This is a genomic window from Secundilactobacillus oryzae JCM 18671, from assembly GCF_000740055.1.
GTDB lineage: Bacteria > Bacillota > Bacilli > Lactobacillales > Lactobacillaceae > Secundilactobacillus > Secundilactobacillus oryzae.
Genome location: NZ_BBJM01000039.1, coordinates 1 through 13,721 on the forward strand (window position 1 = coordinate 1; position 13,721 = coordinate 13,721).

At 43.2% G+C, this 13,721-nt stretch carries 12 protein-coding genes and 1 tRNA gene; 10 read left to right on the forward strand and 3 right to left on the reverse strand.

Annotation, left to right across the window (positions count from 1 at the left end; genetic code table 11):
* Positions 1-130: 130 nt before the first annotated feature.
* Positions 131-301 carry an SPJ_0845 family protein gene (locus LOSG293_RS10070; RefSeq protein ID WP_191976232.1) on the reverse strand — a complete coding sequence of 57 codons (171 nt, stop codon included), beginning with the start codon at positions 299-301 and terminating at the stop codon, positions 131-133.
* 133 nt (positions 302-434) lie between these two features.
* On the opposite strand from LOSG293_RS10070, the gene LOSG293_RS08555 reads away from it, so the two are divergent.
* From LOSG293_RS08555 to LOSG293_RS08575, 5 genes are all read left to right on the forward strand, one after another.
* Positions 435-1,904: an ABC transporter substrate-binding protein/permease gene (locus LOSG293_RS08555; protein ID WP_034529351.1), complete on the forward strand. Its 1,470-nt coding sequence runs from the start codon at positions 435-437 to the stop codon at positions 1,902-1,904.
* A complete protein-coding gene (locus LOSG293_RS08560) occupies positions 1,897-2,643 on the forward strand; it encodes an amino acid ABC transporter ATP-binding protein (protein WP_034529354.1) in 747 nt (248 codons plus the stop codon). The genes LOSG293_RS08555 and LOSG293_RS08560 overlap by 8 nt, the downstream gene beginning before the upstream one ends.
* A gap of 117 nt (positions 2,644-2,760) precedes the next feature.
* Positions 2,761-4,551 carry an excinuclease ABC subunit UvrC gene (gene uvrC / locus LOSG293_RS08565; protein ID WP_034529357.1) on the forward strand — a complete coding sequence of 597 codons (1,791 nt, stop codon included), beginning with the start codon at positions 2,761-2,763 and terminating at the stop codon, positions 4,549-4,551.
* A gap of 89 nt (positions 4,552-4,640) precedes the next feature.
* The gene (gene obgE, locus LOSG293_RS08570) at positions 4,641-5,939 is read left to right on the forward strand and encodes a GTPase ObgE (RefSeq protein ID WP_034529360.1); all 1,299 of its coding nucleotides are present in this window, start codon (positions 4,641-4,643) and stop codon (positions 5,937-5,939) included.
* Positions 5,940-5,976: 37 nt separating this feature from the next.
* Entirely contained in the window at positions 5,977-7,911 is a 1,935-nt protein-coding gene (locus LOSG293_RS08575; RefSeq protein WP_034529363.1) for an acyltransferase family protein, read from the forward strand.
* A 47-nt stretch (positions 7,912-7,958) separates the two neighbouring features.
* Here LOSG293_RS08575 and LOSG293_RS08580 read toward each other — a convergent pair whose 3' ends face one another.
* Both LOSG293_RS08580 and LOSG293_RS08585 read right to left on the reverse strand, forming a co-directional pair.
* Positions 7,959-8,699: a hypothetical protein gene (locus LOSG293_RS08580; protein ID WP_034529366.1), complete on the reverse strand. Its 741-nt coding sequence runs from the start codon at positions 8,697-8,699 to the stop codon at positions 7,959-7,961.
* A 10-nt stretch (positions 8,700-8,709) separates the two neighbouring features.
* Positions 8,710-8,985 (reverse strand): hypothetical protein, encoded by a 276-nt coding sequence (locus LOSG293_RS08585; RefSeq protein ID WP_034529370.1) that lies wholly within the window; start codon positions 8,983-8,985, stop codon positions 8,710-8,712.
* Positions 8,986-9,113: 128 nt separating this feature from the next.
* Here LOSG293_RS08585 and rnz point away from each other — a divergent pair, with 128 nt between their 5' ends.
* The 5 genes from rnz (at position 9,114) to LOSG293_RS08610 (ending at position 13,657) form a co-directional block, all read left to right on the forward strand.
* On the forward strand, positions 9,114-10,055 hold the full coding sequence (gene rnz / locus LOSG293_RS08590; RefSeq protein ID WP_034529373.1) for a ribonuclease Z: 942 nt from the start codon (positions 9,114-9,116) through the stop codon (positions 10,053-10,055).
* A gap of 42 nt (positions 10,056-10,097) precedes the next feature.
* On the forward strand, positions 10,098-12,419 hold the full coding sequence (recJ, locus tag LOSG293_RS08595) for a single-stranded-DNA-specific exonuclease RecJ (RefSeq protein ID WP_034529375.1): 2,322 nt from the start codon (positions 10,098-10,100) through the stop codon (positions 12,417-12,419).
* Positions 12,420-12,441: 22 nt separating this feature from the next.
* Entirely contained in the window at positions 12,442-12,960 is a 519-nt protein-coding gene (locus tag LOSG293_RS08600; RefSeq protein ID WP_034529378.1) for an adenine phosphoribosyltransferase, read from the forward strand.
* A gap of 78 nt (positions 12,961-13,038) precedes the next feature.
* Positions 13,039-13,126: transfer RNA gene (locus LOSG293_RS08605), tRNA-Ser, on the forward strand.
* Between the two features lie 300 nt (positions 13,127-13,426).
* Positions 13,427-13,657, forward strand: coding sequence for a hypothetical protein (locus LOSG293_RS08610; protein WP_034529379.1), 231 nt, complete (start codon positions 13,427-13,429; stop codon positions 13,655-13,657).
* The last annotated feature ends 64 nt before the right edge of the window (positions 13,658-13,721 follow it).

Genomic DNA, 13,721 nt, shown 5'->3' on the forward strand with positions numbered 1-13,721 from the left:
TAATCGTATAGCGAGAACCTTTTCTGCCCATAGAAAAACTCCTCCTTAGGTAGGCAAGCTTTGATTATTTGCTTGTCTACCCAAAGAGGAGTATATCCAACTGCTTATCCTAGTCCGTTTTTATTAATGCTTATTTTTCAACGTGATTGTCGCGTTGAAGTAATGGTTTAGCTTTTTTGATGTCTTTGTGAGCTTCGTCGCGCTTGAGGAACTTATCGCGCTTCTCGTCTTTAGGATCTAACTGAGCAAACTTACCAAACATCGCGTCTAAATCATCTTGACGTTTAACTTTAAGGGCCATTTCTCCATCTCCTAACTTTGTGGCTATCATAGCAGAAAATAAGGGCTTTGTCATATGATTCGAAGGGTGGCTCATTAAAAAGCGGTTACCTTAATCAAGTCTTAAATTGTGTGCATAAGAGAGGAAGATTCAATTGAAAACAATCAAGCAATTATTTGCCATTTTGGCAGTTTTGGTGGTGAGCTTCACCATCATTCAAGGACAACCAGCAATTGCCCATGCAGCTACCGATGATTCACTAGCCGCCATTCAAAAACGCGGTAAACTCGTTATGGCGACTAGCCCTGACTATCCGCCATATGAATTTCAAACCAATCAAAAGGGTAAGAGCAAAGTGGTGGGGATGGACGTTTCCATTGCCAAGCAAATTGCCAAAGACCTGCACGTTAAGTTGGTTATCAAGAGTATGACGTTTGATTCCTTATTGGTTGCCTTGGAAACCGGAAAAGCGGACATGGTCATGGCCGGAATGAATCCGACACCGGAAAGACGTCAAAGTGTTGATTTTTCGGACATTTATTATGTTGGTGGTCAAGATTTCCTGGTTAATAAGGATGAGGCTAGCAAATATCCTAATCAAAAATCCCTCGCCAATCAAAAGGTTGGTGCCCAAACTGGGACTTTGCAATATAACTTGGCTAAGAAGCACATCCCGGGAGTCACAGTTAAAGGGATGGATAAAGGTGCCGATTTGATTTTGGCATTAAAGACCCACAAGTTGGTTGCGGTTGGAATGGAAAAACCGGCTGCTGAGGCATACGTTAAGAATGATCCAAGTTTAGTTGCCATCAGCTCAACCTACAACTTGGATGAAAATAGTTCAGGATCAGCTATTGCCTTCCGTAAGGGATCGGATTCGCTGGTAACTGCTGTTAACAAGAGCCTGAAGGACATTAAGCAGGATAATTTAATTCATAAGGTTTATCTGAAGGATGCCGGTAAGTACATGAAGGTCAATACGGCTAATACGTCGATGGGTCATTACTGGACGTACTTTGCTAAGGGGGTTCAGTACACCCTAATCATCGCTGCGGTTTCCGGGGTGATTGGTGTCGTTCTTGGTGTTTTACTTGCGTTGATGCGTCTTTCGAAGGTGAAAGTGTTTAAGTGGCTTTCAGTGAGTTATATCGAGTTTGTTCGTGGAACGCCGCTAATGGTTCAGGTGCTGTTTGTTTACTTTGGGGTGGGCGTCATCGTTAACCTACCTGCTTTGATTTCGGGGATTATCGCGGTTTCACTTAATAGTGGGGCTTACATTGCTGAAATTATTCGTGGTGGGATTGATTCCGTTTCAAAGGGGCAGGATGAGGCTGCACAAAGTTTGGGTCTATCCAGATCAGATATCATGAAATCCGTAATTTTGCCACAAGCGTTGAAGAATATTTGGCCAGCTCTTGGTAACGAATTTATTTCGTTGATCAAGGAAAGCTCAATTGTTTCAATCATTGGGGTGACGGATTTAATTTACCAATTGAATATTGTCAGAGCGGACACCTACCGAGGAGTCATGCCCGTCTTTATCGCCATGGTGCTGTACTTCATTATGACCTTTGGCTTAACTAGAATTTTGAATCATTTTGAAGGGAGAATGCAACATGACTAAACAAGCAGTGATTGAAATTAACAATGTAGCAAAGCAATACGGCAAAACGGACGTTCTCAAAGATATTAACGAAACAGTTCGAGACGGACAGGTGATTTGTCTCATCGGTCCTTCCGGTGCGGGTAAGAGTACGTTGCTACGGTGTCTTAACCGGTTAGAAAATCCGACCAGCGGTGAAATTAAGTTTGATGGGCAAGATATCACGGTTTTATCTGAAAAGGAGCTGGGATCTATCCGGGAAAACATGGGGATGGTGTTCCAAAGCTTCAACCTATTCCCAAATATGACGGTTTTGGAAAACCTTAAATTGGCACCAATTAAGGTTAAACACTGGGATGACTCGGCTGCAGAAAAAGTCGCTTATGACTTGTTGGAGCGGGTTGGATTGACCGAAAAGGCCCAGGCTTATCCTGCAAGTCTTTCGGGTGGTCAACAGCAACGGGTGGCCATTGCCAGAGCGTTAGCCATGAATCCGAAAGTGATGCTGTTTGATGAACCAACCAGTGCGCTAGATCCCGAGATGGTCGGCGAGGTTTTGAGTGTTATGCGGGAATTGGCCGATGATGGGATGACCATGGTGGTTGTGACCCACGAAATGGGATTCGCCAAACAGGTTGCGGACGAGGTTTGGTTTATGGCAGATGGTTATATTCAGGAGCGGGGTACCGCTGAAGAATTATTTGATCACCCAAAAACTGAACGGGCAAAAGATTTTATTGGCAAAATTATTAATAGCTAGAATGAAAACCGGAATTCAATTCCGGTTTTTTGCTGTCTACGGTGCCTGTCAATTGAACCAAACGTTTATTCGGGTTATAATCAAATAGCTGATTTTATGAGGAAAGGGGGATGCTCAGTGGCTTCTGAACACATTGAACATAAGTTGGCATTGCTGCCGGCGATGCCTGGTTGTTATCTGATGAAGGATATCAACGGCAAGATTATTTATGTCGGAAAAGCCAAGAACTTGAAGAATCGGGTTCGCTCATACTTCAAGAGCTCACATGATGGCAAAACAGCCCATCTGGTTTCTGAAATTGCTGATTTTGAAACTATCATCACATCAACCGATAAAGAGGCTTTTCTGCTTGAGATTACCCTGATTCAAAAGCATCAACCTCATTACAACATTAAGCTCAAACAGGGAACGGGTTATCCCTATATTAAGATTACGAATGAACGCGATCCTCAGATGAAGATTGTCAGTTCAGTTCTTAAAGATGGTGGCTTTTACTTTGGTCCGTATCCTAATGTTTATGCGGCCGAAGAAACGCTGCATTTCCTGGAAAAGGTTTATCCACTCAGACGTTGTAACGGATATCAGAATCGGCCCTGCTTGTATTACCATATGGGACAATGTTTGGGTGCCTGTTTTAGAGAGGTCCCTGAATCTGAATATGACGCACAGATTAAGAAAATTAAGTCCTTCCTTAATGGGAATGTGGCCGACATCAAACGCGAATTAAAGGCCAAGATGGCAAAGGCTGCAGATGATATGGAATTCGAACGGGCAGCGGAGTTGCGTGACCAGATTCACTACATTGAGGTCACGGTCGAAAAGCAAAAAATCATTTCAAACGATAAGACGCCACGGGATATTTTCAATTTCTACTTTGATAAAGGGTGGCTCTCCATTCAGGTCTTCTTTATCCGGCAAACTCGGTTAATGAAGCGGGAGAAGCGACTATTTCCAGTAGTGAACGATGCGATGGAAGAAATGACAACCTTTATTCTGCAATTTTATAATCGTAAAGATAATGTGTTGCCTCGGGAGATTTTGGTACCTAAGGAATTACCACATGAAATTCTAAGTGATATTTTACAGGTTCCCGTTAGAACACCGGTCCGTGGCGAAAAGCGGTCGTTGCTTGAAATGGCAGGCAAGAATTCCCGCTTGGTGCTGGAGGAAAAGTTCCGACTGTTAGAGCTCGATGAACGGAAAACGGTTGGGGCCATGCAGGAAATTACTGATGCCTTGGGAATTGCACCAGGGCACAAGATTGAAGCGTTTGACCACTCTCATATTCAAGGAGCTGATCTCGTTTCGGCAATGGTTGTATTTGTCGATGGAAAACCCGAGAAGAGTCTTTATCGAAAGTATAAGTTGCGTACGGTAGACCACGCGGACGAAGCTGCCAGCACTAAAGAAGTCATTCGTCGGCGATATACGCGATTGCTTAAAGAGCATGCGGAAATGCCTGATTTAATTTTGATGGATGGTGGTGACATTCAGTTGAATACGGCCAAGGATGTCCTGGCGAACGAATTGGGACTAGATGTGCCTGTTGCTGCAATGGTTAAGAACGATAAGCATAAGACTGCGGATTTGTTGGCCAGTGAAAATGATACACCACTGCATTTGGACCCTAAGTCTCAAGGGTTTTACCTACTACAACGGATTCAAGACGAGGTGCACCGCTTCGCTATCACGTTCCATAGACAGGTGCATACCAAGCACTCCTTGAGTTCACGCCTGGATCAGATTCCTGGGGTTGGACCAAAAACGCGAAATAAATTACTGAAGAAATTCGGTTCAATCAAGAAAATTTCTGAAGCCAATACGGATGAATTGAGGGAATTGGGAATTTCCATAACGGTGGCCGAGACCATCAAAACGGTGTTGAAAACAGAAGAAACATCTAAGTAACGCCCTTTGAAGTGGGTTAAGAACATGTTATAATTTGGATAATTAAAGACGTACGGAACTAACAGTCATACAGAGAATGAGGAAAACGAATGTTTGTAGATCAAGTAACAATTGGTGTCAAGGCCGGTAACGGTGGTAATGGTATGGTGGCGTTCAGACGCGAAAAGTATGAGCCTAACGGTGGACCAGCCGGTGGCGACGGTGGTCGTGGCGGAAATGTCATCTTCGTTGGTGATGAAGGCATGAGAACGCTGATGGATTTTCGTTACAACCAAAAGTATAAAGCCGACAATGGTAGTAATGGTGGTATCAAGGGGATGACTGGACGCGGAGCTGAAGACCGCTTTATTCATGTTCCATTGGGTACCACAATTATCGATGAAGAAACGAACATGGTCATTGGCGATGTTGTTGAAGCCGATGAGCAGATTGTGGTTGCCGCTGGTGGACGTGGTGGTCGGGGTAACATCCGATTTGCGTCACCTAAGAACCCAGCTCCCGAAATCGCCGAAAATGGTGAGCCAGGAGTTGAGCGGCGAGTCAAACTTGAATTAAAGGTTCTGGCTGATGTTGGGCTAGTTGGTTTCCCATCAGTTGGGAAATCAACATTACTTTCAGTCATTACTAGTGCAAAACCAAAAATTGCGGAATATCACTTCACCACGTTAGTCCCCAACTTGGGGATGGTGAAATTGGATGACGGCCGTGATTTTGCGGTAGCCGATTTACCTGGATTGATTGAAGGGGCTGCCGATGGCGTTGGACTGGGACTTAAATTCCTTCGTCATGTTGAACGGACGCGAGTAATTTTGCACCTGATTGATATGAGTGGGATGGAAGAACGAGACCCAATGGACGACTTCCACAAGATTAACGCCGAATTAAGTAAGTATGATGAAGGTCTATTAGATCGACCACAGATTGTTGTGGCGACCAAAATGGATTTGCCAGATTCTGCTGAAAATCTCGAAAAGTTTAAGGTAGAACTCGCTAAAGATGATACGTTGCCACAGAAACCAGAAGTATTTGCAATTTCTTCGGTTACGCATAGCGGATTAACGCAACTAATTAGTCAGACAGCTGATTTATTAGATAAGACGCCACAATTCCCAATTAAGGGATTGGACGATCTGGAAACCGATTACGACGTCACAACGGAAGTCGGTCCAGACTTTGAAATTGAACAAGATGAAGATGGCACTTGGATTTTAACTGGTCATAGGATTGAAAAGCTATTCCAAATGACTGATTTGAGCCACGATGCCAGCTTAAACCGATTTGCTCGACAGATGAGAGGAATGGGAATCGACGATGCGCTTCGTGAAAAGGGTGCTAAAAACGGCGATTCAGTCCAGATTGATACGTTTACTTTTGAATATGTAGAATAATCTTTGATTTAAAAAATTTGTAGGATGGGGATTTTTGATGAAAGAGTCAAAGGGAAGACGGTTAGCACATAGCCGCTACATCACTGGATTTGATGGCATTAGAACCCTTGCAGTTATAGGCGTTATTGTCTATCACTTATTACCTTACAAGATGCAGGGTGGTTACTTAGGGGTTCCAATTTTCTTCGTTGTTTCAGGTTATTTAATAACCGATTTATTGCTGCAAGAATACGAGCAAAATCACAAAATTGATGTTTGGGCGTTTTATGTACGACGGCTGAAACGATTGTACCCCGCGTTGGTGACGATGGTACTATCAACGGCTGCCTACATTACACTCTTCCAACGCTCGCTGTTAAAGGGACTGCGAGACATCATTTGGACGAACTTGCTATATATCTATAATTGGTGGGAAATCGATCATGGTCAATCGTATTTTGACCGTTTCAATGGTGAATCTCCGTTTACCCACCTGTGGTCACTTTCAATTGAAGGACAGTACTACTTAGTATGGCCGGTTTTACTGATTGGACTATTGTGGGCCTTCAAACAGCGGAAACAAATCTTTTATCTCTTGATGTCACTTACCGTTTTATCGGGTGCTTGGATGGCGACTCTGTCATTAACGGGTGCCAGTTCAAACCGCCTGTATTACGGGACAGATACTCGCCTCTTTGCTATTTTATTCGGGGTTGCGTTGGCGGTCGTTTGGCCAGCTACTAAATTAAAGGCTGAAATATCGCAGCGTTCCCGACTAATTATGGATGCGTTAGGAATTGTGAGTTTAATCGGCATCGGATGTATGTTCTTTACCTTAGCCGGTCAAAGCAAGTTTACCTACTTGGGAGGGATGTTCATCTTCACCTTCCTGTCAGCCATTTTAGTGGGGACTATTGCCCATCCGGGTGCCGACATGAACCGCCTCTTTACTAATCCAGTCTTTGATTGGATTGGTAAGCGTAGTTATGGTATTTATCTCTACCAGTTTCCAGTGATGATTTTTTACGAAACCAAGGTGACTAACATTGCGGCGCATCCGCTACTTAACGCCTTGATTGAGGTTGTCATTATCCTAATTATTAGCGATTTGTCTTATCGCTATTTGGAACGACCATTCAGACGTTACAATTATTCTCACCTTAAAGGCTCAATTGTTAAACTGTTTAGCAAAGAGTCACCTTATGGCTGGAAACGCCTTTGGGCTGTGCTGGCTGCCTTTATTTTGGTTGTTGCGATGACGGGTGCTGTAACAAAACCCACTAAGAGCAGTGTGGACAATGAAGCACTTCAATCAAAAATTAAAGACAATTCAAAAGAAGTTGCCAAACGTAACAAGGCGCTTGAAAAGAAGCGAGCGGCAATGAAGGTTGAAAGCAGCGCAAAGAAAGAATCAGAGGCAACCGAAAAGCTCACAGGTAGAGACAAAGAGTTGGCTACCGAGTTTAATCTGACTAAAACTCAGATAATGACAGCTAAGCAAATGCCGGTTACGGCTGTGGGTGATTCTGTGATGATTGACGTTTCAACCGACCTGCAGAAGATTTTCCCTCAAATGATTGTTGATGGAAAAGTTGGTCGACAGGTTTGGGACTCGATGGATGTTATCAAGAACCTTAAGGCCAGGGGACAGCTCAGCCAGACAGTTCTGATGCACCTAGGTACTAATGGTCCAATGACCAGTGATCAGCTGAATGACATTTTGAATGAAATTGGTCCTGATCGGAAAGTTTACTGGGTAAATGCACACGTTCCAACCCGAAACTGGGAAGGCTCAGTTAACAGAACGCTTGATGAAGCAGCCAAGAAGAATGATAATCTGACCATTATTGATTGGCACAAATTAAGTGAAAATCATCAGGATTGGTTCTACAAAGACAATGTTCATCCTAACCCAACTGGTAATCGTAACTATGCAACCCTTGCGACCCAGGTTATGACGAATCCGGATAACAATAAAAAAGCGCAAAAATAAAAGAATCGTTAGCTCAATGAAAATTGAACTAACGATTTTTAAATTGATTATTTAAAGGAAACGGTAAGTGCCGGTGGTGTAGCAGAAATCTGAGTGCCAGATTCATTGTAACCACCTGAAAAACTGATAGTTGCGGGTGACACAGCTTTTAAGTTATTGCTTGGGAGTAATGCCATAGCGGTAAACGTTTTTAATGAATTGGCCGCAATCTGTTGGCCAGCGCTTGAGTCACTGAGGCCGGCCGCTGAAGTGATGATTGCTTTGTTGGCAAACTTAATTTGTTTAATGCCATCAATCAAAATAGGCTTGTTTAGCCGATTGGTGACCTTGAACTTTAGTTGGAGTGTCGTATAAGGATTACTCAGTTTAACGAGCGAGAAGGCAGACTGCGCGGCTTTTAAGGCAGCCTTGGTGGTTGGCTTGTTCGAATAGACTCGTTGTGAAACTAAACTGTATTCGAGCTGTTTGTTTGCAGTCTTACGGGACTGTCGCTGTTCCTTCTTTAGCGTGAGTTTGGTGCCGTACGGATCATAACTGAACTCGTTAAGCTTGGTCAATTTACCACTTTTGACATAGTTTTTATTTTGTTGATCTGACTTTGGTACAGAGAAATTGGCGGCATCACGATTGGATGAAGCCGTTGAAGAGCTGGACTTGGCAGCTGAAGAAGCGGATGAAGTCGTCGCTTCGCTGGAGGCTGACTGCTGTGGCTTAGATTGATTGGCTTGGTGGCAACCAGCCAGTAAAATGACGGGCAGTGCTAACATGAGGACTAAACTTTTTTTCATGGTTATTCTCCTAGTCGATTATGAGTTGATTGCCATCCTGCTTGAAGCCATAAACGCGCTCCAGAGTCTCTTTTTGAGCAAAAAGGGTGGCAGTTTGAGGCAGGGTGGTTGTTTTACTGATAAATTCAGCGAGGTGCATTGGTACCCCTGAGGTCGCTATTAACTTGAATTGTTCATCGTCAAGTTCGATGGCTGTGATTGGGCGGATAGATTTGTCGATACTGAGGCATAATAGTAGCTCTGGATCAAGATCACGAGCCATTAGTTGGAAGTCAGTTAAGCGCATTTTATCCTCCAATTCTGTGATTAAAAACCGCTTTTTACTATATGTATGCTACAATTGATAGGACAAAAATGAAAGTAAAAAGTTTAAAAAAGAACCCAAATTATGGTATTTAGAAAAGGAAAAATAGTATGCAGTTAGAATTTTTAGGGACCGGTGCGGGCGTCCCTGGTAAGTTTAGAAATGTGTCGAGTACGGCACTTAAGCTCTTAGAGGAGCGGAATTCAGTTTGGTTATTTGACTGTGGTGAAGGGACCCAACAGCAAATTCTCCGAACAACCTTGAAACCCAGAAAAATCGATAAAATTTTTATTACCCATTTACACGGTGACCATATTTTTGGCTTACCCGGTTTACTGAGTAGCCGTTCATTCCAAGGCGGCGAAACCCCATTAACTATTTACGGACCAAAAGGAATTAAGACTTTTGTGATGACGAGTTTGCACGTCACTGAAACGAAACTTTCCTACTACATTAATTTTGAGGAATTAGATACTCCCGGCTTAATCTATGATGACGACAAGTTTAGCGTTTATGCTGAGCCATTGGACCACAAGATTGCTAGCTTTGGCTACCGGGTCGTCGAAAAAGATCATCCAGGTGAGTTGCTGGTGGATAAGGTAAAAGCCGAAAATGTTCCATTTGGTCCACTTTACGGCAAACTCAAAAAGGGTGAAACCATCGAATTGCCTGATGGTCGTGTGCTTAACGGAGCTGACTTCATTGGTGCCTCACAAAAGGGGCGTATCGTGACCTTTATTGGGGATACCCGTAAGAATGATAACATTGCTAAATTAGCTAAAAATGCCGATGTTTTGGTTCACGAAAGTACTTTTGGTAAGGGTGAGGGCGAACTCGCTTACAGTTACTATCACTCAACTAACATTCAAGCCGCTCAAGTGGCAAAGAAGGATCACGTTAAGAAGTTGCTGTTGACGCATATCTCAGCACGATATACGGCGCAAATGGCCCGTGATTTAGAAAAAGAAGCAAAAAAAATCTTTGCCGATACTAAGGTTGTTAAAGATTTTGATGAAATTGAAGTTCCTTTTGACAAGGCTCGGCGCGTTTAGAGCCAGACTGCTAAAGGAAACTGGTGGGGAGCGACTAATCAGTTGATAAAATCTCAGTTTAAATGGAATGTGAAAAATGTTGATCAGCCATCCGAACAAGCCTTACAATTTTCAGAAGCATTGGGAATCGACCCAATTATCTGTCAAATTTTATTGAACCGAGGTTACGGAACTGAACAGGAAATGCAAGATTTTCTCAATCCAAGCCCGGAGCAGTTACATGACCCATTTTTAATGAATGATATGCAACGAGGGGTCGACCGGATTGAAACCGCCATCGAAAACGGCGAAAAGATCACCGTGTATGGTGATTATGATACTGATGGGGTAACAAGTACGTCCATCATGTTTGAGGCGCTACAAACGCTTGGTGCCCAAGTTGATTACTTTATTCCTAATCGGTTTAAGGACGGATATGGTCCTAACGTGGCAGCTTTTAAAACTATTGTTGAAAACGGCACGACACTAATCGTGACGGTTGATAATGGTGTGTCTGGTCATGATGCGATTGCTGCTGCGAATGAATTAAATTGTGATGTTGTGGTGACGGATCACCATGAATTACCAGAAACCTTGCCGGATGCCTATGCGATTATTCATCCTCGCTATCCAGGACACGAGTACCCATTTGGTGGTTTATCGGGTGCTGGGGTCGCGTTTAAAGTAGCGACGGCATTATTACAGGAAATTCCACAAGAAGCTCTGGATTTAGTGTCCATCGGAACGGTGGCGGACCTTGTACCGCTAGTGGGTGAAAACCGCGTCCTTGTTTATTACGGCCTGCAAGCTATCACGCAAACCGAACGGCCAGGCTTATCTGCTTTGATGAAGGAAGCCGGCATTAACCTTGAGACTTTCAATGAACAGGGAATTGGTTTCGGCATTGCCCCTCGCTTGAATGCGCTAGGCCGGCTAAATGATGCAACGCCTGCGGTCGAACTGCTAACAACGTTTGACGACGAGCGGGCTAGTGAGTTGGCCAAGGACGTGGAAAGTCAGAATAAGGAACGCCAAGCCCTTGTTAAGCAAATTAGTGCTGAAGCGGAAAAACAAGCTGAAAATGCTGACAATCAACAACGACAGACCTTAGTGATTTCTGGTGAAAACTGGCACGAAGGGGTCTTGGGGATTGTTGCTAGCAAAATTGTTGAGAAGACGGGTAAGCCAACCGTCGTTTTAAATGAAGATCCGACTACTGGACACGCAAAGGGCTCCGGCCGAAGCGTCGATGGGTTTGACCTGTTTGTAGCATTTGATTCTCACCGTGATTTGATGGTGAATTTTGGTGGCCACGAAATGGCTGTCGGCATGACAACCACGATTGCCAATTTGGATCAGGTGAAAGCGGCTTTCGAACAAGCAGCCATTGATCAAAAGCTCAGCGAGCAGGAGCAATCCCAAGTCAAAGTTGCGGCGACTCTGGATCTTAATACGGTAAAACCTGATTTTTATGACTTGATTAAGAGTTTAGCACCGTTTGGAACCGATAATCCGGAACCATTATTCCGCTTTGATCCTGACAGTATCAGTTCTGTGACTGAAATGGGTGCGGATAAGAGCCATTTGAAATTTAAACTAGTTCAAAACGGGGCGTCTCTAGATGCCATTGCCTTTGGTAAGGGCTCGCTTGGCGGCGCCGTTAAAAATGGCCCAACCGAAACTGAGATTATTGGAAGCTTGGATGTCAACGTTTGGCGAGGTCGTTCCAATCTTCAGGTCATGGTTCGCGACATCCTGGTTAAGGGGATTCAAATTGTTGATACTCGGACGAGTCAATTGGCTGAATCGATGTTTCAACAAGAAGGTATTTACGTTTTCTTCCACAAAAAGATTCAGGAACAATTAGCGCCATTTTTGAAAAATGGAGCGGTTGGCATGAGTATCGATGAAGTGACGCAGACGGAAATTCCTGAAGATCCCACAATTTTATTGGTCGATTGTCCGGATGATTTAGGCGACTTAAAACGCTTGTTTGCTGCAGTGACGCCTAGTATGGTGATCACGTACTTTTATAAGAAACGGCAGATTTCGGATTTGGGGATGCCAGATCGCGAACAATATGCTAAACTATTTAAGTTCGTAAAGACACATCAAAATGTCGATATTGCTCATCAATCAGGTGAGTTAGCCAAGTATTTACAAATTGACCAAAATAGTTTAATATTCATGATTCAGGTTTTCTTCGAAGTTGGCTTTTTGACGGTCAGCGATGGGATCATGAATCCGGTCAGAAATCCACAAGCGACAAACTTGAAGGATGCGCCGAGTTATCAACTGAGAGAACAACAGATACTAACAGAAAAACAACTATTGCAAAGCGATACAACCAGTTTGAAATCTTGGTTGCAAGCTCAGATTGTTTAATGACTAAAGGAGTTGCTATTTAATGGCATTGGATTTCACCAAATACATTGCGAGTGTGCGCGATTACCCTGAAGAAGGAATCGTTTTTAGAGATATTTCACCTTTGATGGCTGATGGTCAAGCCTACAAAGAAGCAATTGGTCAGCTGGTTGATTATGCAAAGGACAAGGATGTTGACATGGTTGTTGGACCAGAAGCCCGTGGCTTTATCGTTGGTTGTCCTATCGCTTACGAATTGGGCATCGGGTTTGCACCAGCCCGTAAAGAGGGTAAGTTACCTCGTGAAACGGTTAAGGCAACCTATGATTTAGAGTACGGCCAATCCGCACTTTACCTTCATAAGGACGCTATCAAGCCAGGCCAAAAAGTTATCGTTACCGATGATCTTCTTGCTACTGGTGGGACTATTGGCGCTACAATCAAATTGGTTGAAGAACTAGGTGGTATCGTTGTTGGAACTGCCTTTATCATTGAATTAAAGGATCTTCACGGTCGTGACAAGATCGAAGGATACGATATTTTTAGTTTGATGGAATATTAAAAAAATAGTACCTAATAAGCCTTGGCAACCTTGGCATTAGCCGATAAAATTGCTATACTTATTAAGTACTTTTCTTATGGAGAGTTGGCAGAGTGGTAATGCACCGGACTCGAAATCCGGCGAACCGGCTTATACCGGCGCGCAGGTTCAAATCCTGTACTCTCCTTTTTAGAACGCATAGGAACACTTGATAAAAAATAAGAACCTTGCTAAATCAACGTTTAGTGGGGTTCTTATTTTTTAGAAAGTATAGGAAAACACTAGAAAATGAAATCATTTGGCACAAATTTGTACCAGAATATGTTGAAAGAATACCCACATTATCCCGTATAATGGTATCTAGGGTAGGAATCACAGAATAAGTTGAAATCTTCGATTGGTTTTTCTAAATTGCTATTGTACACACGAATCACTGGTAGTAATTGGGAGAGTTTATTATCTCTGATTGGCTTAGGAGATGAAGTACGTGGATATTAATATCAACTATCGAAAAGAATATTTACACCGAATTGCTCAGGCTATTTTTAAAGATGGGCAGGTCGAACGAGGCAGACTGGATGTTATTGATGAACCGGATGATGAGTATTCAGACTTTTATTTCGTGATAACAACAGATTCTGATAGCTTCACCTTTTTAGGCAAAGAAGTAGATTCGATTACATTGGCAAATTCTATAATTAATCCGAACAGAAATTAAAAAGCCCAAAGCAATCACTTACAATGGTAGTAGCTAATTCCAACCAATATAGGGAGTGATTACT

Bases quoted from the DNA above. Each gene is read 5' to 3' on its own strand.
- LOSG293_RS08575 (WP_034529363.1), top strand. From the start codon at position 5,977: ATGAAAGAGTCAAAGGGAAGACGGTTAGCACATAGCCGCTACATCACT.
- rnz (WP_034529373.1), top strand. From the start codon at position 9,114: ATGCAGTTAGAATTTTTAGGGACCGGTGCGGGCGTCCCTGGTAAGTTT.
- LOSG293_RS08600 (WP_034529378.1), top strand. From the start codon at position 12,442: ATGGCATTGGATTTCACCAAATACATTGCGAGTGTGCGCGATTACCCT.
- obgE (WP_034529360.1), top strand. From the start codon at position 4,641: ATGTTTGTAGATCAAGTAACAATTGGTGTCAAGGCCGGTAACGGTGGT.
- LOSG293_RS08560 (WP_034529354.1), top strand. From the start codon at position 1,897: ATGACTAAACAAGCAGTGATTGAAATTAACAATGTAGCAAAGCAATAC.
- LOSG293_RS08585 (WP_034529370.1), bottom strand. From the start codon at position 8,985: ATGCGCTTAACTGACTTCCAACTAATGGCTCGTGATCTTGATCCAGAG.
- LOSG293_RS08580 (WP_034529366.1), bottom strand. From the start codon at position 8,699: ATGAAAAAAAGTTTAGTCCTCATGTTAGCACTGCCCGTCATTTTACTG.
- LOSG293_RS10070 (WP_191976232.1), bottom strand. From the start codon at position 301: ATGGCCCTTAAAGTTAAACGTCAAGATGATTTAGACGCGATGTTTGGT.